Origin of the sequence: Aromatoleum tolulyticum (assembly GCF_900156155.1) — a bacterium.
GTDB lineage: Bacteria > Pseudomonadota > Gammaproteobacteria > Burkholderiales > Rhodocyclaceae > Aromatoleum > Aromatoleum tolulyticum.
In genome coordinates this window covers 88,235-106,558 of sequence record NZ_FTMD01000016.1, presented here as the reverse complement: position 1 = coordinate 106,558, position 18,324 = coordinate 88,235, and the positions used below count along the sequence as shown (strand labels likewise).

General features: G+C 67.9%; 14 protein-coding genes and 3 tRNA genes. 7 read left to right on the top strand and 10 right to left on the bottom strand.

What is annotated here, in order from left to right; all coding sequences use genetic code 11:
• The 4 genes from BW991_RS20025 to BW991_RS20010 all read right to left on the bottom strand — a co-directional run.
• On the bottom strand, window positions 1–562 hold a 562-nt coding region (locus tag BW991_RS20025), incomplete at its 3' end, for a GTP-binding protein (RefSeq protein ID WP_139335966.1).
• A gap of 68 nt (window positions 563–630) precedes the next feature.
• Window positions 631–705 (bottom strand) — tRNA-Thr (locus tag BW991_RS20020).
• Between the two features lie 27 nt (window positions 706–732).
• Window positions 733–806: transfer RNA gene (locus tag BW991_RS20015), tRNA-Gly, on the bottom strand.
• 64 nt (window positions 807–870) lie between these two features.
• Window positions 871–955 (bottom strand) — tRNA-Tyr (locus BW991_RS20010).
• Between the two features lie 174 nt (window positions 956–1,129).
• Between BW991_RS20010 and BW991_RS20005 the strand changes: the two genes are divergently transcribed.
• The 4 genes from BW991_RS20005 (at window position 1,130) to BW991_RS19990 (ending at window position 7,843) form a co-directional block, all read left to right on the top strand.
• On the top strand, window positions 1,130–2,536 hold the full coding sequence (locus BW991_RS20005) for an FAD-binding oxidoreductase (protein ID WP_076603881.1): 1,407 nt from the start codon (window positions 1,130–1,132) through the stop codon (window positions 2,534–2,536).
• A 106-nt stretch (window positions 2,537–2,642) separates the two neighbouring features.
• Window positions 2,643–6,215, top strand: coding sequence for an indolepyruvate ferredoxin oxidoreductase family protein (locus tag BW991_RS20000; protein WP_076603880.1), 3,573 nt, complete (start codon window positions 2,643–2,645; stop codon window positions 6,213–6,215).
• Window positions 6,216–6,274: 59 nt separating this feature from the next.
• Complete coding sequence (locus tag BW991_RS19995; protein ID WP_076603879.1) at window positions 6,275–7,033, top strand: class I SAM-dependent methyltransferase; 759 nt, start codon at window positions 6,275–6,277, stop codon at window positions 7,031–7,033.
• A 96-nt stretch (window positions 7,034–7,129) separates the two neighbouring features.
• Window positions 7,130–7,843: a P-loop NTPase family protein gene (locus tag BW991_RS19990; RefSeq protein ID WP_076603878.1), complete on the top strand. Its 714-nt coding sequence runs from the start codon at window positions 7,130–7,132 to the stop codon at window positions 7,841–7,843.
• 52 nt (window positions 7,844–7,895) lie between these two features.
• Here the strand turns inward: BW991_RS19990 and BW991_RS19985 are convergent, their stop codons facing one another.
• Window positions 7,896–8,525: a response regulator transcription factor gene (locus tag BW991_RS19985; protein WP_076603877.1), complete on the bottom strand. Its 630-nt coding sequence runs from the start codon at window positions 8,523–8,525 to the stop codon at window positions 7,896–7,898.
• A 348-nt stretch (window positions 8,526–8,873) separates the two neighbouring features.
• On the opposite strand from BW991_RS19985, the gene BW991_RS19980 reads away from it, so the two are divergent.
• The 3 genes from BW991_RS19980 to BW991_RS19970 all read left to right on the top strand — a co-directional run bounded on the left by BW991_RS19980 (window position 8,874) and on the right by BW991_RS19970 (window position 12,261).
• Window positions 8,874–9,821, top strand: coding sequence for an ABC transporter substrate-binding protein (locus BW991_RS19980; protein WP_076603876.1), 948 nt, complete (start codon window positions 8,874–8,876; stop codon window positions 9,819–9,821).
• The gene (locus BW991_RS19975; protein ID WP_076603875.1) at window positions 9,818–11,743 is read left to right on the top strand and encodes a hybrid sensor histidine kinase/response regulator; all 1,926 of its coding nucleotides are present in this window, start codon (window positions 9,818–9,820) and stop codon (window positions 11,741–11,743) included. Before BW991_RS19980 ends, BW991_RS19975 begins: the two co-directional genes overlap by 4 nt.
• A gap of 83 nt (window positions 11,744–11,826) precedes the next feature.
• A complete protein-coding gene (locus BW991_RS19970; protein ID WP_076603874.1) occupies window positions 11,827–12,261 on the top strand; it encodes a PhaM family polyhydroxyalkanoate granule multifunctional regulatory protein in 435 nt (144 codons plus the stop codon).
• Window positions 12,262–12,314: 53 nt separating this feature from the next.
• Here BW991_RS19970 and BW991_RS19965 read toward each other — a convergent pair whose 3' ends face one another.
• The 5 genes from BW991_RS19965 to BW991_RS19945 form a co-directional block, all read right to left on the bottom strand.
• A complete protein-coding gene (locus BW991_RS19965; RefSeq protein ID WP_076603873.1) occupies window positions 12,315–13,205 on the bottom strand; it encodes an AEC family transporter in 891 nt (296 codons plus the stop codon).
• Between the two features lie 71 nt (window positions 13,206–13,276).
• Window positions 13,277–14,443, bottom strand: coding sequence for a CaiB/BaiF CoA transferase family protein (locus tag BW991_RS19960; RefSeq protein ID WP_076603872.1), 1,167 nt, complete (start codon window positions 14,441–14,443; stop codon window positions 13,277–13,279).
• Between the two features lie 80 nt (window positions 14,444–14,523).
• Window positions 14,524–15,756, bottom strand: coding sequence for a phenylacetate--CoA ligase family protein (locus BW991_RS19955; protein ID WP_076603871.1), 1,233 nt, complete (start codon window positions 15,754–15,756; stop codon window positions 14,524–14,526).
• Window positions 15,757–15,999: 243 nt separating this feature from the next.
• Window positions 16,000–16,809 carry an ABC transporter ATP-binding protein gene (locus tag BW991_RS19950; RefSeq protein ID WP_076603870.1) on the bottom strand — a complete coding sequence of 270 codons (810 nt, stop codon included), beginning with the start codon at window positions 16,807–16,809 and terminating at the stop codon, window positions 16,000–16,002.
• 114 nt (window positions 16,810–16,923) lie between these two features.
• Entirely contained in the window at window positions 16,924–18,249 is a 1,326-nt protein-coding gene (locus BW991_RS19945) for an ABC transporter substrate-binding protein (RefSeq protein WP_076603869.1), read from the bottom strand.
• Between the last annotated feature and the right edge of the window lie 75 nt (window positions 18,250–18,324).

The following is an 18,324-nucleotide window of genomic DNA, read 5'->3' as shown; positions in this document are numbered from 1 at the left end:
CGCCGAGCTCGCCCTTGTCGCCTTCGATCGCCTTCAGCGCCGAACCCTTGACGATGGGAATGTCGTCGCCCGGGAAGTCGTACTTCGACAGCAGTTCGCGCACTTCCATCTCGACGAGCTCGAGCAGCTCGGCGTCGTCGACCATGTCGCACTTGTTCATGAAGACGATGATGTACGGAACACCGACCTGACGCGCCAGCAGGATGTGCTCGCGAGTCTGCGGCATCGGGCCGTCGGCGGCCGACACGACCAGGATCGCGCCGTCCATCTGCGCCGCACCGGTGATCATGTTCTTGACGTAGTCGGCGTGACCCGGGCAGTCGACGTGCGCGTAGTGACGGGTCGCGGTTTCGTATTCGACGTGCGCGGTGTTGATCGTGATGCCGCGCGCCTTCTCTTCCGGCGCCGCGTCGATCTGGTCGTAGGCCTTCGCCTCGCCGCCGAACTTCGACGACAGAATCGTCGTGATCGCTGCGGTCAGGGTCGTCTTGCCATGGTCAACGTGGCCGATCGTCCCAACGTTTACGTGCGGTTTCGTCCGCTCAAACTTACCCTTAGCCATGCCAGTACCTCTTTGACAGATTCAGAAAACCGGACCGAACAGATCGACCACAACAACACGAAAAAGCGTGGTGCCCATGACGTGGATTGAACACGTGGCCTCTCCCTTACCAAGGGAGTGCTCTACCACTGAGCTACATGGGCTCCGTAAAAACCTAAGCGCGCCAAGCCTGGAGCGGGTGAAGGGAATCGAACCCTCGTCATAAGCTTGGAAGGCTTCTGCTCTACCATTGAGCTACACCCGCATACAACGCAGACGAAACGCTTTACACCCAGACCAGCTCGAACAGCGAGCCGGTCGCAGAAACTTGGTGGAGGGGGAAGGATTCGAACCTTCGAAGGCAGTGCCGTCAGATTTACAGTCTGATCCCTTTGACCGCTCGGGAACCCCTCCAAACGAAGACGCGCACTATAGGGGATCATTTTGCGCGTGTCAAACATCATTCGAACTTTTTTTCAGACGGGCGAGTTTTCCCCGCTTTGGCAAGGACGGCGATGCGGCGGCGCGTCGTGCGACCGGAAAGGAAATCGGGGAAGATGGCGCACCTTTCCCCATGGAGTCGCTGCAATGACGCTCCCCGCCCCCGGTTCGCGCGAGCCGCTTCCTGCCGGCTTTGTCGATGCGCTGCGCGCGCGCTTCGGCGAGCGCTTTTCGACGGCGGAGGCCGTGCGTGCGCATCACGGGCATGACGAATCGCACTTCCCGGACATGCTGCCGGACGCGGTCGTGTGGCCGCACACGACCGGCGAGGTAGTGGAGATCGCACGTGCGTGCCACGCGCATCGCGTACCCATCGTGCCGTTCGGGGTCGGCAGCTCGCTGGAGGGACATGTGCTCGCGCTGCATGGGGGCCTGAGTGTGGATTTCTCCCAGATGAACAGGGTGCTCGCGATTCACGGCGACGACATGGATGCGGTGATCCAGCCCGGGATCACGCGCAAGCAGCTCAACGCGGCGCTGCACGGCACGGGGCTGTTCTTTCCGGTCGATCCGGGGGCCGATGCGAGCCTCGGGGGGATGGCTTCGACACGCGCCTCGGGGACGAATGCGGTGCGCTACGGGACGATGCGCGACAACGTGATGGCGCTGGAGGTGGTGCTCGCGGACGGGCGCGTGATCCGCACCGGCGGACGGGCGCGCAAATCCTCGGCGGGCTACGATCTCACCGCACTGATGGTGGGCTCGGAAGGTACGCTGGGGCTGGTCACCGAACTGACGGTGCGGCTGCACCCGCTGCCGGAGGCGGTGTCCGCGGCGGTGTGCGCCTTCCCGGACGTCGACGACGCGGTGCGCACGGTGATCCAGACGATCCAGCTCGGCGTGCCGGTGGCACGCATCGAGCTGCTGGACACGCTGACCGTGCAGGCGATCAACCGCTACAGCAAGACGAGCCTGCGCGAGGCACCGATGCTGTTCTTCGAGTTCCACGGCTCGGCGGCGGGCGTCGAGGAACAGGCGCAGACCGTGCAGGAGATCGCGCGCGAGAATGGCGGCAAGGATTTCGAATGGGCGACGCGCCCCGAGGATCGCAGCCGGCTGTGGGCGGCGCGCCATGACGTGTATTTCGCGTCGATCAATCTGCGGCCGGGCTGCCGCGGCGTCACCACCGACGTGTGCGTGCCGATTTCACGCCTCGCGGACTGCATCGCCGGGGCGCGCGAGGACATCGCTGCAAGCGGATTCATCGCGCCCATCGTCGGCCATGTCGGCGACGGCAACTTCCATACGGTGATCCTGGTCGATCCGGACAGTGCCGACGAGATTGCGCGCGCGGAGGCGCTCAACCGCAGGATCGTCGAGCGGGCACTGGCAATGGACGGGACCTGCACGGGCGAACACGGGATCGGCTTCGGCAAGCAGGATTTCCTCGTCGCCGAACACGGTGACGCCGCGGTCGACGCGATGCGGGCGCTGAAGTTGTCGCTGGATCCGCACAACCTGATGAATCCGGGCAAGGTCGTTCGCGCGGGCTGAACGCCCCCCCATTGCGATGCCCGACGCGTGGGGCTAGGCTGGCCCGGATCGCGGGGACTTGTCCGCGCGGTGGTCCGGAAACGCAGTTCTTGCGCAAGGAGTCGCCATGGCCGAAGCCGATCCCCGCAGCGATGCATCGCCGGTGAGGAAGGTCAGCCTCGAGGACAAGTACACGCAGACATCGGGGCGCGTGTATCTCACCGGGTATCAGGCGCTGGTGCGCCTGCTGATGATCCAGAAGGAGCGCGACCGGGCGACGGGGCTGAATACGGCCGGCTTCGTGTCCGGCTACCGCGGATCCCCGCTGGGCGGGCTGGACCAGACGCTGTGGAAGGCGCAGACGCATCTTTCCAGCCACGACATCGTGTTCCAGCCGGGCGTAAACGAGGATCTCGCGGCGACCGCAGTATGGGGCACGCAGCAGGTCAACCTGTCGCCGCAGGCGAAGTACGACGGCGTGTTCGCGATGTGGTACGGCAAGGGGCCGGGCGTCGATCGTAGCGGCGACGTGTTCCGCCACGCGAATGCGGCCGGGACCTCGCCGCATGGCGGCGTCCTGGTGGTGGCCGGAGACGACCACGCGGCGAAGTCTTCGACGCTGCCGCATCAGACCGACCATTACTTCAAGGCGATGATGATGCCGGTGCTGGCGCCGGCAGGCGTGCAGGAGTACATCGACTTCGGCGTGCATGGCTACGCGCTGTCACGCTATTCGGGCTGCTGGGTGGCATTCAAGGCGCTCGCGGACACGGTGGAGACCTCGGCGTCGGTGGACGTCGATCCGCTCCGCGTGGGGGTCGTGATCCCGACCGACTTCGCGCTGCCGCCCGACGGCCTCAACATCCGCTGGCCCGATCCGCCGCTGGTGCAGGAGAAGCGCCTGCTGCACTACAAGCTGTACGCGGCGCTGGCGTACTGCCGTGCCAACGGCCTCAACCGCATCGTGATCGATTCGCCGGGGCCGCGACTGGGGATCATCACCTGCGGCAAATCCTATCTCGACGTGCGCCAGGCCCTCGACGACCTGGGCATCGACGAGGCGCTCGCGGCCGGGATCGGCATCCGCTTGTTCAAGGTAGGCATGGTGTGGCCGCTGGAGGCCGAGGGGGTGCGCAAATTTGCGGCGGGGCTGGACGAGATCCTCGTGATCGAGGAGAAACGCCAGCTGCTGGAGTACCAGCTGAAGGAGGAGCTGTACAACTGGCGTGAGGATGTCCGCCCGCGCGTGGTCGGGAAGTTCGACGAGAAGGGCGAGTGGGCGATGATCCCGCAGGCAGGCGGGGGCGTGGATCACGGCGAATGGCTGCTGCCGGCGGCGGGCGAGCTGACGCCGGCGATGATTGCGCAGGTGATCGCGGCGCGCGTCGGGCGCTTCTTCACGTCGGCGCGCATCGAGGCGCGGCTCGCCTTCCTGCTGGAGAAGGAGAAGGCGCTGGCGGAGCGCTTCTTTGCGATCGACCGCGTGCCGACCTTCTGCCCCGGCTGTCCGCACAATACGTCGACGCACGTTCCCGAGGGTAGTCGCGCGGTGGCCGGCATCGGCTGCCACTACATGGCGACGTGGATGCCGGAGCGGCGCACCGGCGCCTTCACGCAGATGGGCGGCGAGGGCGTGCCATGGGTCGGGCAGGCGCCGTTCACGCACGAACAGCATGTGTTCGCGAACCTCGGCGACGGCACCTACTTCCACTCGGGCCTGCTGGCGATCCGCCAGGCGGTCGCGGCGCGGGTGAACATCACCTACAAGATCCTGTTCAACGACGCGGTGGCGATGACGGGCGGGCAGCCGCTGGACGGCGGGCTGACGGTGCCGAAGATCGTGCGCCAGTTGCAGGCCGAGGGCGTGAGCAACATCGTCGTCGTGACCGACGGCACCGATCGCCATTACGGTCCGTCGGACATCCCGCACGTCCCGGTGCGGCATCGTGACGAGCTGGACGCGGTGCAGCGCGAGCTGCGCGCGTCGCCGGGCGTCACGGCGCTGATCTACGACCAGACCTGCGCGGCCGAGAAGCGCCGGCGCAGGAAGCGTGGCGCCTACCCCGATCCGGCGCGGCGGGTGTTCATCAACGAGGCGGTGTGCGAGGGCTGTGGCGACTGCGGCGTGCAGTCGAACTGCATGGCGGTGGTGCCCGTCGAGACGCCGTTCGGGCGCAAGCGCCAGATCGACCAGTCGGCATGCAACAAGGATTACTCGTGCCTCAAGGGCTTCTGCCCGAGCTTCATCACGATAGAGGGCGGACGTTTGCGCAGGGGCGGCGCGCAGGCGGCCGACAATGCGTGGATCGCCACCCTGCCCGAACCGGAGCTGCCGGGAACGGCCGCGCCCTTCGGCATGCTCGTGACCGGCGTGGGCGGATCGGGGGTCGTGACGATCGGCGCACTGATCGGGATGGGCGCGCACATCGACGGCAAGGGCGTGACGGTGCTGGACATGACCGGGCTCGCGCAGAAGGGCGGCTCGGTGTTCAGCCACATCCGTGTCGCCGACCGGCCCGACGACCTGCACGCGGTGCGCATCGCGGCCGGCGAGGCACAGGCGGTGATCGGCGGCGACCTCGTCGTCACGGCGAGCGTCGAGGCGCTGGCGAAGATGGCGGCGGGACGCACGCGCGCGATCGTGAATATGGCGGAGACGCCGACCTCGGAATTCGCGCGCAATCCGGACTGGAGTTTTCCGGTCGAGCGCATGGAGCGCGCGATCCGCGAGGCGGTGGGCGATGGCCCGGAGCGGCAGGCGGCCGATTTCATCGATGCGCAGCGGACAGCGACGGCACTGATGGGCGACGCCATCGCGACGAACGCCTTCCTGCTCGGCTACGCGTGGCAGAAGGGCATGGTGCCGGTGACACGGGCGGCGCTGCTGAAGGCGATCGAGCTCAATGCGGTGGCCGTGGCGATGAACACCCAGGCCTTCGAATGGGGACGGCGTGCGGCGGTCGAGCCCGAGGCGGTCGCGCGGGTGCTGGAACCGGCGCAGGTCGTCCCGATCCGGACGGAAACGCTGGACGGGCTGATCGCGATGCACGACGAGACGCTGGCGGCATACCAGGATGCGGCTTACGCGGCGCGATATCGCCGTCTGGTCGAACGGGTCAGGGGTGCGGAGACGCGCGTTGCCGGGACCGGCGCAACGCTGCGCCTGACGGAGGCGGTGGCACGCGGCCTCTTCAAGCTGATGGCCTACAAGGACGAGTACGAGGTCGCGCGGCTGTACACCGACCCGGCCTTCTGGGCGCGCGTCGAGGCGAGTTTCGAGGGGGACTACGAGCTGCGTTTCCATCTCGCGCCGCCGCTGCTCGCGCGCCCGGATCCGAACACGGGAAAGCTGCGCAAGAAGGCCTACGGCCCGCGCATGCTGAAGGCATTCCGCTGGCTCGCGCGGCTGCGGCGCGTGCGTGGCACGGCGTGGGACGTCTTCGGCTACAGCGCGGAGCGGCGGGCCGAGCGGGCGCTGATCCCGCAGTACGAGCGCGACATCATCGAGTTGCTGGAGACGCTCTCCTTCCTGCGCCTGCCGGCGGCGGTCGAGATCGCGAAACTGCCCGAGCAGATCCGCGGATACGGTCATATCAAGGCGCACAACATGGCGCAGGCGGCGACGCGGCGGGCCGAACTGCTGGCGGCCTGGCGCGAGCCCATCGGCGAGGGGCATGCGGGCGCTTCCGAGGCGGCCTGACGGGTCGCCGGCACGGGGGCGCGGTATGATCGCGCTCCCCTGCCCTTCCTCGTCCCCGGATGCCGCCTGCGCTCAAAGCCCTGTTCGCCCAGATTGCCGGCTGGGCCTGCGCCCTGCTGTTCGCCGGCGCCGGATGGCTGCCGCCGGGCATCTGGCCGCTGGCCGGCATGCAGGCGCTGGGCGCGACGGCTGCGGCGGCGGCGATGCGCAGCGCGCGCTGGTGGCTGGCGATCCATGCGGTGTTCGCGCCGTTGCTGGTCGTCGCCGGGCGGGCGGGCATCGCTCCGGCGTGGTATCTCGCCGCGTTTGCGCTGCTGCTCGTCGTGTATTGGACGAGCTTTCGCACGCAGGTTCCGCTCTACCTGTCGAACCGCGCGACGATTGCCGCGCTGGCAGGCATGCTGCCGGCCGGTCGCCCGGTGCGGGTACTGGACCTGGGCAGCGGCACGGGGTCGCTGCTGCGGGGGCTGGCGCGCCTGCGCCCGGACTGCCGCTTCGACGGCGTGGAAGCCGCGCCCGCGCCGTGGCTGCTGAGCCGCCTGCTCGCCCCCCGCGCGGGGCGGCAGATTACTGTGCGGCGCGGAGACTTCTTCGCGGAATCGTGGGCTCCCTACAACGTCGTCTATGCCTTCCTGTCGCCGGTGCCGATGGAGCGCGTGTGGGCCAAGGCGCTGCAGGAACTCGCGCCCGGCGCGCTCGTCGTAAGCAACAGTTTTCCGATTCCCGGCCGTAAACCGGACAGGGTCGTCGAGGTCGGCGACAGGCGGGCGACACGGCTCTACGTGTATCGGGTCACGGACGGGCGGGCGTCGAAATAGCGGGCTTATCCGGGCGCTTTTTCGCCTCTTGCACGCAAGCTCCCGAACCGATAATGCAATCGTGCGGCGTGGGGGCCGCGAGTGAGGAACACCGGCATGGCTGAAATCATCTGTGTGATCGGTAACAAGGGCGGTACGGGCAAGACCACCCTGTCGCACATGCTGTCGCAGGGGCTGGGCCTGTTGGGCCACCGCGCCGCCTGCGTGCTGACCGACACGTCGCGCGAACCGCTGAGTCCCGCGGGGCGCCGCTACATCACCGCCGATGCACGCACGCGCGAGGCACTCACCAAGGTCGTCGACAAGCTGCGTTCGCTCGAAGGCTGGCTGGGCGTGATCGACGGCGGCGGCAACCGCACGGAGATGGACCGCAAGCTGTACGCGATGTCGGACATCGTGCTGCTACCCTTCCGCGAGTCGCATGAGGACATCCGCACCGTCGTGCGCGATCTGGAGATGTTTCCGCGCGCCTATGCGGTGCCGACGCAGTGGCCGACCAATGCATGGCAGCGCGAGGCGGTCGATCGCAGCGTCGCGCAGTTGATGGGGGCGTACCGCCACCGCATCCTGAATCCGGTGCTGGCGCTATCGGGCACCAAGCTGTTGCTGCAGAAGCAGATTCCGGAGCACCTGCCGACGGCAGTGGCGAACGCTTGCCGCGCGCTGGCGCGGCAGGTTCTCGATCTCATGGACATCGAGCATACGGAATCGACCGCAGCGGCGGACGACGAGGACGAACCGCAGCTGAGCGGCCGGCTGTCGCCGGCCGACATGCCAATGCGCCTGCAGGCGAACCGGCGCCCCCACTGACGCAGCTTTGCTGCGGCACCCGCTAGCGCTGCCGGGCTGCGCCGGCCGCGGATCAGAGCCGCGAGCCGTGACGGGCGATGACGATCAGCGCCTGGGCGCGGCTGCTGACGTTGAGCGCGCGGAAGATCGCCGACATGTGCACCTTCACGGTGCCTTCGGACAGGCCGAGCAGGTCGGCGATCTCGCGATTGGTCTTCCCCTGTGCGAGGAGTTCCAGCACGCGGGTCTGCCCCGCGGTGAGACCGAAGCGTTCGCTGACGGGCGCGCCGGAGCGCTTGGCGGCCGGGTCATTGGCGATATCGGGCGCATGCACGCCGCCATCGAGCACGCAACGCACGGCTGCGCGTAGCGTGTCGCCCGAATCCGCCTTCGACACGAAGCCCGAGGCACCGCCCTTCATCGCACGCCGGATCGACGCCGCGTCGTCGAGGGCGGAGACGACGATCGTGGGGACGTCCGGGAAACGCTTCGCGAGCACGCCCAGCAGGGAAAAGCCGTTCAGGTCCGGCAGCATCAGGTCGATCACGGCGAGGTCCCAGTCGGGGCTGGCCTCCAGCTTGGCGAGCGCGTCCTCGGAACCCTTTGCCTCCACGCACTCGACGCCCGGCTCGAGGCGAGCAAGGGTCTGCGCCATGGCTTCACGCACAAGGGCATGATCTTCGACGATGAGAATCCGGGTCACGACGCGCTCCGCTATGCTGCAATTCCAAAGGCGTGAGGATAGCATGCGGGAACTGTCTCAAAAGGCAGGAGCAATTTTCCCCCTTGTGGGCAAAAATATCGGGGAAAATCACCCTGTTATATTCAGACAACCAATCATCACGACCGCCGCGCGGACATCACGCATTGTCATGCCGGGCGTACCGAAACTATCATCACCCGATGAGCATACGAGTTCCGCAACCGGCCCGGCTTTGGCCGACGCCTGCCGCGACATCCGCGCGAGGGGACCGGACCAGTCGTTCACCTGCGCTTCCGGATAACCGACCACTCCGCGCGACGCGCGCGGGGCGGCGCCGCTGAAGCGCCGATGCTGCAGCTCGACCGCCGCCTTCTGCGCACCCTGTTGCTCGCGCTTGCCGTCCTTGCGGTCTGCTGCGGTCGCGCATTCGCGGGCTCGCGCGTGGTGGTGGTCACGGGCGAGCGCAGCGGCGCCCACGAAGAAACCCTGGTCGCACTGCGCAATGCACTGGCTCCGGGCGTCCCCGATGGTGACGTGGCGGTCCTCGGCCTGCGCGACCTCGACCGCGGGGCGCTTGCCGATGCGCGCATCGTCGTCACGATCGGCACGCAGGCGGCCAAGGCCGTCGGCGTCCGCATGCCCGCGGCACCCGTGCTGCACACGCTGATCCCGCGCGACGCGTTCGACCTCCTTCAGTACGGGCCGCATTCGGACCGATATTCGGCGATCTTCCTCGACCAGCCCGTGCATCGCCAAATCGCGCTGCTGAGCATCGCCCTTCCGCAAACGCCCAACGTGGCCCTGCTCGCGAGTCCCGCCTCGGAGGATCTGGCGCGCCGGTTGGCGTCGGTCGCGCGGGAACAGCAACTGCGGGCGACCATCGAGAAGATCTCCACCGTGGACGAGATCTACCCCGCGCTGGAGCGCCTGCTGGCCGACCCCGCGGTACTGCTGGCTTTGCCCGACGGCGTGCTGTTCAACAGCTACACGATCCAGAACGTGCTCCTGACGAGCTACCGACGCCGCGCGCCGCTGGTCGGATTCTCGCCCGCCTATGTGCGGGCGGGGGCATTGTTGGCGCTGTATTCGACTCCGGCACAGATCGCCCGCCAGGCCGCCGATGCCGTGCGCCGCGTGCTCGCCGGGGGCGGCTTGCCCCCGCCGCAGGCGCCTCGCGAGTTCGAGATCGCAACGAATCCCAGTGTGGCACGCTCGCTGGCGATCGAGCTGGACTCCGCGGAGCACATCGCCGCCCGCCTGCGCCAGCGCGAAGGGCGTCCGGAGGTGAAGCCATGATCGACGCCTGGGGAGTCCGCGCGCGGGTGATGCTGGTGGCCGTGCTGCCGATGCTGGTGCTGGCCATCGTGCTCACGGCCTTCTACACCCGCTCGCGCGTCGCCGACCACGAGGAGGCGTATCACGCCCGCGGGCAGGCGTTTGCGCGGCAGCTCGCGGCGGCGAGCGAGTACGCGCTGTTTTCGGGCAACCGCGACACGCTGCAGCGGCTGGCGACGGCGATGCTTGCCGAGGACGACGTGACGGGCGTGCTGATCGTCGACCGCGGCGGCGAAGCGCTGGCGCGCAGCGGATACCTGGACGAGTCGCTGCCCGTGCTCTCGCAGCTGACACCTTCACGACGCCTGCTCGACACGCCGAAGACGCTGCGCATCATCGAACCGGTCGTTCCGAGCACGGTCGACCTCGACGACGACCTGTCCGGACATTCGCCGGGCAACGCGCTGGCAGCCGCTCCGCCGCCGATGCTGGGGGCGGTCGTCGTCGATATGTCGCGCGCACGTCTCGACGACCGCCAGCGCGAATTGCTGCTCACCGGAAGCGTTGCGATCGTGCTCGTGCTCCTGGGCAGCATGATGCTGGCAAACTACATGAGCCGGGGTGTGACCGGCCCGATCCGCCAGGTCGCGGTGACGGTGGAGCGCATCGGCCGGGGACAGTTCTCGGCCCGCGTCCCTCCCGTCGGCGGCGGCACGCTGCGCACGCTGACGGACGGGGTGAACCAGATGGCGGCTCAACTCGCGAGCGCACATGACGACATGAGCCGCCAGATTGCCGCGGCAACGTCGGAGCTGCGCGCGAGCAAGGACGAGGCCGAGCGTGCGACGCTGTCGAAATCGCGCTTCCTGGCGGCGGCAAGCCATGACCTGCGCCAGCCGATGCATGCGCTGGGCCTCTTCATCGCGGAGCTGGCGCAGCACGAGCACGCACCCGACGCGCACCGGCTCGTCGAGCGCATCGCCGCCTCGGCGGCGGCGATGGAGAATCTGCTTGACAGCCTGCTGGACATCTCGCGCCTCGATGCCAACGTGGTGCAGCCCAATATCCGGCCCTTCCCGCTGCAGCCGCTGCTCGACCGGATCGCGGCCGACGAGCGCCCCGGGGCCGACGCGCGCGACCTCGACCTGAAAGCACGGCCGACGGATGCGTGGATCAGCAGCGACCCCGTGTTGTTCGAGCGCATCCTCAGCAACCTCGTGAGCAACGCGGTGCGCTACACGCGCAAGGGGCGGGTGCTGGTGGCGTGCCGCAGACGCGGCGACCGGCTGCGCATCGAAGTGCGCGACAACGGCGTCGGCATTCCGGAGGAATCGCACGACGCGATCTTCCAGGAGTTCGTGCAGCTGCATAACCCCGAGCGTTCGCGCGACAAGGGCCTGGGACTCGGCCTGCCCATCGTACGGCGCCTGACCGAGCTGCTCGGACATCATCTGACGCTGCGCTCCAGCCCGGGACGGGGCTCGGTTTTCGCGGTCGAAGTCCCGCTCGCAAAGCCTGAGTCCGCCCCGGCGGGCAGCGAGAGCGGGCGCAATCCCGGCGATCTGGGCGGCTTGCACGTGGCACTGGTGGACGACGATCCGCTGGCGCGCGGCAGCATGCAGAGCCTGCTCACGTCGTGGGGCTGCAAGGTCGCGGCGGCCGGCGACGCCGAATCGCTCGTCGATGCGATGAACCGGGAGGGGTCCATCCCGGAACTGATCATCAGTGACTTCCGGCTCGATGGCCGCTTCAATGGAATAGATGTGATCCGCAGCCTGCGTGCGTGGAAGGGCACCGAAATCCCGGCGGTGCTGGTAACAGGCGATACGGGGCCGGACACGCTGCGTCAGGCACAGGAGGAAGGTCTGCCCCTGCTGCACAAGCCGGTGCGCCCCGCACGCCTGCGGGCTTTGCTGAATCGGCTGCCCGGGCGTCACGACTAGTCGCGGCGCAGTCGGACCAGGGCTCGTCCCATCCGTACGGGGGAGGAGTACTATGAAGGCGTATTCAATCGAGGGGGAGAGACATGACGAATGACAACTCGGCGAAGGATCCGCTCGAATTCGTGCGCGGCATGTGGAACAGCATGGGTTTCTCCCTGCCCGGCATGATCACACCCACGCTGGACGTGGGTGAACTCGACAAGCGTATCGCCGACCTGAAGGCGGTGGAGAACTGGCTGAAGATGAACCTCAGCATGCTGCAGATGACGACGCAGGGGCTGGAGGTGCAGCGCGCGGCGATTGCGGCCGTGCAGGCGATGAGCCATCAGGCGCGCGAGTCGGGCAACCAGGGACCCGGCGAAGCGCAAGCCAATCCGTTCGCGTCGGCAGCGATGTGGCCGTGGGCCGCGATGAGCGGAGCCCAGGCGGCCGGTGCACAGGCGGGGGCAGCGAATCCTGCCGCGGCCGGCGCCGATCAAGCGGCTGGTTCGCGCAAGCCTGCGGCGCAAAGGAAATAGGCCAGGCCAGGGGCGGACGCCGAGGCGCCGCCCCCCGTGCGCCGTGCTGCCTCTTACAGGAGATGCAGCCAGAAGGTGAGCGAGGGAACGGCGAGGAGCGTGGTCGCCGAGATCAGCCACGCGACGCCGGCGCCGTCGCCCCCCATGCGCATCGCGAGGATGTAGGCGGAACTCGCGCTCGGTAGCGCGGCGAACAGCACCAGCGTATCGAAGGCGACGCCTTCGACTCCCAGCGCACGACCGATCTGCCAGGCCACTGCAGGCAGGAACAGCAGCTTCACCGCAACGATCCACGCGGAGCCGGTCCAGCGTCCGCCCACCATTTCCCAGCGCAGCGCGGCACCGACCGCAAGCAGCCCCAGTGCCACGGCGGCATCGCCGAGGCGCTTGAGGAAGGACGTCAGAGGTCCGGGCAGATCGAACCCGGCGAGATTGAACAACAGGCCGGCGAGCGTCGCGAGTACCAACGGGTTGCGCGACAGCTCGCGCAGCAGGCTGCCCTGCCCGTGGCGCGCGAGCATGCCGACCGCCATCACGTTCGCAAACGGCACCATCGCGCCGCACAGACCGCCCATCAGCGCGATGCCCGCAGCGCCGTGCAGCTTGCCGGCGATCGCGATGCCGATGTAGGTATTGAAGCGATAGGCGCATTGCAGGCGCGACGCGAAGCCCATCGCATCGAGCCCCATGAGGCCGCGCCCGAGCCAGCCGAGCGCGAAGCCCGCGACCATCGTGCCGAGGCCGGAGAGGAAGAGCGGCAGCGCGCGGCCGGGATCGATGTCGGCGGTCGCCAGCGCGTTGAACAGCAGCGCGGGGAAGAGCACGAAGTAGACCAGCTTTTCGACGCCGGTCCAGAAGGCTTCACCGTCGACGAGGTGGCGGCGCAGGACCGTGCCGAGGAGGATCAGCGAGAAATCGGGAAGCAGGAGGAGCAGGCTTTGCATCGGTGAAGCTTAACGCGCGACCGGCTGTGCCGCGACTGCGGCTTCTACGCCCTACCCCCTGCTGCTGCCGCTCAGATCACGCCGGCCGTGCGCAGGCGGGCAATCTCCGCGGCATCCAGACCGAGCGACTCCAGCACCGCGTCATTGTCGCCACCGGCCTGCGGCGCGGGCGTGAAGGGGCCGGGCTCGAAGCCCGACAGGCGCACCGGAGGGCCGAACTGGCGCACGCCGTCGACTGTGGTGACCATGCCGCGCGCGCGGAGCTGCGGATTCTCGAGGCTTTCCTCGAGGCGCAGGATGGGCGTCACGCAGCAGTCGACGCCGTCGAAGATCGCCGTCCATTCGGCCAGAGTGCGGCTGCGGAAGATTGCCGCAACCTCGGCGCGCGCGCGGGCGCCCTCGTCGCCGGTCGCGAGATGCACGGGCTTGAGGTCGGGGCGGCCGAGGGTATCGCACACGAGGTGCCAGAACTTCTCCTCCAGCGAGCCGACCGCCATGTGGCGCCCGTCGGCGGTCTCGTACACGCCGTAGCAGGGTACCCCGCCGGTCAGGAGGTCCTCGCCGCGCGGCTTCACGCCGCCGTGCGCGAGCACTTCGGCGAGCGGGAAGATCGCATGCGCCAGCGCGGCGTCGGTCATCGCGACGTCGACGTGCCGCCCCTGTCCGCTCGCGCGCGCATCGAGCACGGCAACCAGGAGACCGAACAGCGCGGACATCGTGCCGCCGAGGAGATCGCCGATCTGCAGGTTGGACATCGCGGGCGCCGCCCCGGCCACGCCGATCTGGTCGAGCACGCCGGCGTAGCCGATGTAGTTGATGTCATGGCCGGCGCGCAGCGCGTAGGGGCCGGTCTGGCCGTAGCCGGAGATGCTGCATACGACGATCTTCGGATTCCGTTCCGACAGCGCGTCGTAGCCGAGGCCCAGCTTGTCCATCACGCCAGGGCGGAAACCTTCGACGACCACGTCGGCGGTGTCTACGAGGCGCAGGAACAGTTCGCGGCCTTCGGCCTGTTTGAGGTCCAGGCGCACGCTCTTCTTGCCGCGGTTGCACACCTGGTAGAAATAGCTGGTATCGCCGTTCATCGCGCCCATCGTGCGCGCGTAGTCGCCGGCACCGGTGTCCTCGATCTTGATGACCTCGGCGCCGTAGTCGGCAAGGTGCTGGGTCGCAAGGGGGCCGGGAAGGAGGCGCGTGAGGTCGAGGACGCGCAGGTTCGCGAGGGGCTTCTGTCTCATGCTTTCGGTATCGGATTGTGGGGACGCACGATTCTACCGTCCGCGCGGCGCGACATCCCGGAACGATTCCCGCGCGTCAATCAGTCGTACTTGCGCACGTCGTCGATGACCTTGCCGTCGTTGGCGAGGCTGCCGGGCGTGCAGAAGCTCACTTCGCCGCGCAGCTTCGTGAGCTCGCGGATGCTTGCCGCGATCGCGCCGGCCAGCATCTCGCCGGGGTGTACCGTCTCGCAGTGCAGGGTCATGCGGTCGTTGAGGTCCGGGTTGTCGACGACGAGGCGCGCGCGCACGATCTCCGGGTGGCGTTTCGCGACCGCCGCGATCTGGCCGGGATGCACGAACATGCCCTTGACCTTGGTGGTCTGATCCGCGCGCCCCATCCAGCCCTTGATGCGCAGGTTCGTGCGCCCGCAGGGCGAGGGGCCGGGCATCAGTGCCGAGAGGTCGCCGGTGCCGAAGCGGATCAGCGGATAGTCGGGGTTGAAGGTCGTGACGACGACCTCGCCGACTTCGCCCGGAGCGACCGGGTCGCCGGTGCCGGGACGCACGATCTCGAGGATGACGTCCTCGTCGAGCACCATGCCCTCGCGCGCCGGCGTCTCGTAGGCGATGAGGCCGATGTCGGCGGTCGCGTAAGCCTGGTAGGCCACGATGCCGCGCGCGGCGAACGCGTCGCGCAGCGCGGGCGGGAAGGCTTCACCGGAGACGAAGGCCTTCGTGAAACTTGGGACGATGCCCATCTCCCCGGCCTTGTCGAGGATGATGCGCAGGAAGGACGGCGTGCCGACATAGGCGTTCGGCCGCAGGTCGGCAACTGCGGCAACCTGCTGCTCGGTCTGGCCGACACCCGCGGGAAAAACCGTGCAGCCGAGGGCGTGCGCGGCGGTCTCCATCATCGAGCCGGCCGGGGTGAAGTGGTACGAGAAGGTGTTATGGACGAGGTCGCCCTCGCGGAAGCCGGCCGCGAAAAAGGCGCGCGCGAGGCGGTAGTAGTCCGGCCGCGCGCTTTCCGGCTCGTACAGCGGGCCGGGTGAGGCGAATACGCGGCGGCAGTCGGCACCCCACGCCGTCGCGGCAAAGCCGCCGAACGGACGTGCGGCCTTCTGGCGTTCAAGCAGTTCCGATTTGCGCGTGACGGGCAGGCACGCGAGCGCCTCGCGGCTCGTGACCGTGGCCGCATCGACGCCTTCCAGCACCACCGCAAAGGCCGGCGCATTCGCCTTCGCATGGGCGATCTGGGCCGGCAGGCGGGCCATCAGCTCCCGCTCGCGCTCGGCGGGGTCACGGGTTTCTCTGGCGTCGTAGTAGTTCATCTCTAGATTCCTGCACACGCCGGACCACTATTGGTCCGGCTGCCAAATACCGTTCGGGCTGAGCCTGTCGAAGCCCTGCGACGCTCCCGCCCTTCGACAGGCTCGGCGCGAACGGTCCCTCAGCAGTGTCCCCTGCTCGCGTTGCCTGGCCGCGGCGGCGGGAAAGCGCGGTGCGAGGGTGCGCCGTGTACTGCTGCACACAAGCGCCCGAGCACCACCGCATCGCGCCGCGATCTCCCGTCCTCAAGACAACCAGCGTTTGCGCCTGCGGTAATGCTTCACGTCGCGGAAGCTCTTCCGCCCCTCGCCCGACAGCCCGAGGTAGAACTCCTTGACGTCCTCGTTATCGGCAAGGCTCTTCGCTTCGCCCTCCATCACGATGCGCCCGTTCTCGACGATGTAGCCGAAGTCCGAGTAGCGCAGCGCGACCATGGTGTTCTGTTCGGCGAGCAGGAAGCTCACCTTTTCCTTCACGTTGAGGTCCTTCACGATCTCGAACACCTCCTCGACGATCTGCGGCGCGAGGCCCATCGAGGGCTCGTCGAGCAGCACCATGCGCGGGTTCGACATCAGCGCGCGGCCGATCGCGCACATCTGCTGTTCGCCGCCGGAGGTGTACGCGGCCTGGCTGGTGCGGCGCGTTTTCAGGCGCGGGAAGTAGGTGTAGACCTTGTCGAGGTTGGCGGCGATCTCGCCCTTGTCCTTGCGCGTGTAGGAGCCGGCGAGCAGGTTTTCCTCGATCGTCAGGTGGGCGAAGCAGTGCCGCCCCTCCATCACCTGCACGACGCCGCGGCGCACCAGGTCGGACGGCGACAGGCTTTCGACACGCTCGCCGTCGAGCTCGATCGTGCCTTTCGTGACCTCGCCGCGTTCGCCCTTGAGCAAATTCGACACCGCGCGCAGCGTCGTCGTCTTGCCCGCGCCGTTGCCGCCCAGGATCGCGACGATGCGGCCTTCGGGCACCTGCAGCGACACGCCCTTCAGCACCAGCGCGACGTGGTTGTAGATCACCTCGATGCCATTCACATTGAGAAGGAGGTTGGACGTATTCATCGGTTCATCCGGTAGCTGGTTTTCGCTCCGGCCATGCCCAGGCACGGCCGGTTCGGCGGAAAGCCCGCGCGCTGCAGACGGCCGCAGCCGGACTGCCGCGCGCGCTTGCGGCGATCAGGCCGCGCAGTCGCTCGCGTCGCGACGCTTGATCTGCTTGTCGGTCGCGTACTTGTCGGCCGCTTCCTTGACCAGCGGATCGACGACGCTCTTGTCGGCTTCATACCAATCCGCCTGCATCTTCCACGTGGTGCCGTCCCACGAGTGGATGCGCGCCGCGGACGAGCCCATGTGATCGGTGCAGCTCGTCTTGATCGGACGGATCAGGCCGGCCAGCCCGAGTTCGCCGATGCGCTTTTCGTCGACGTTGAGGTTCTCGAGTCCCCAGCGCACTTGCTCGCCGGTCATGACCTTGCCCTTGCCGAACTTCTCCTGCGCGGTGCGCACGGCTTCGGTCGCCAGCATCTGGATCAGCAGGCCGCGCATGTACAGCACCGAGCCCACTTCGTCGCGCGGGCCGCTGCCGTTGCCGGCGTCATGCACCTTCTTGAGGATGTCCTTGATCAGCGGCGAGTCCGTGCCGTGCGGATTCAGCGCCAGCGCGCTGTAGCCCTTGGCGTTGGCGCCGACGTCCTTGACGTCCGGCTCGGCACCCGACCACCACACGCCGAACAGCTTCTCGCGCGGATAGCCGGTCGCGACCGCTTCCTTGAGCGCCGTCGAGTTCATCACGCCCCAGCCCCACAGCAGCGTGTAGTCCGGACGCTGCTGGCGCACCTGCAGCCAGGTCGCCTTCTGCTCGACGCCCGGCGCCGTGACCGGCAGCAGCACGAGCTCGAAGCCGTGCATCTGCGCGCGCTTCTGCAGCAGCGGGATCGGCTCCTTGCCGAAGGGCGAATCGTGATAGACCAGCGCGATCTTCTTGCCCTTGAGCTTGTCGAGGCCGCCTTCCTTCTTGCCGAGATGCTGGATCAGGATGTCGGCCGCGGTCCAGTAGCTGCCCATCAGCGGGAAGTTCCACTTGAACACGCCGCCGTCCTGCGAAGCGGCAAGGCCGTAGCCCAGCGTGATCAACGGGATCTTGTCGACCGGTGCCTTGTCGGTGAGCGCAAAGGTGATGCCGGTGGCCTGCGGGTCGATCACGGTGGATTTCTTGCTCTTCAGGCGCTCGTAGCACTCGACGCCCTTGTCGGTCGCGTAGCCGGTCTCGCATTCCTCCCATGCGATCTTCACGCCGTTGATGCCGCCCGTGGCGTTGATGTACTTGACGTAGTCCTGCTTGCCGTTGGCCCAGGGGGTGCCGTTCGGAGCGTACGCGCCGGTGCGATACACGAGCAGCGGGAAGAACTGCTCGTTGGCCTGCTGTGCCGCCGCCGGGGCGGACAGGGTACCTGCACCGAATGCCGCCAGTGCGGCGACGAGCGCGAAAGCCTTGCGTTTCATGGTGTCTCCTCCTTGATTTTGATTGGCACTTTCGGCGTGCCTGCCGTTCTGTTGCCGAACCGCGACTACGTTGAA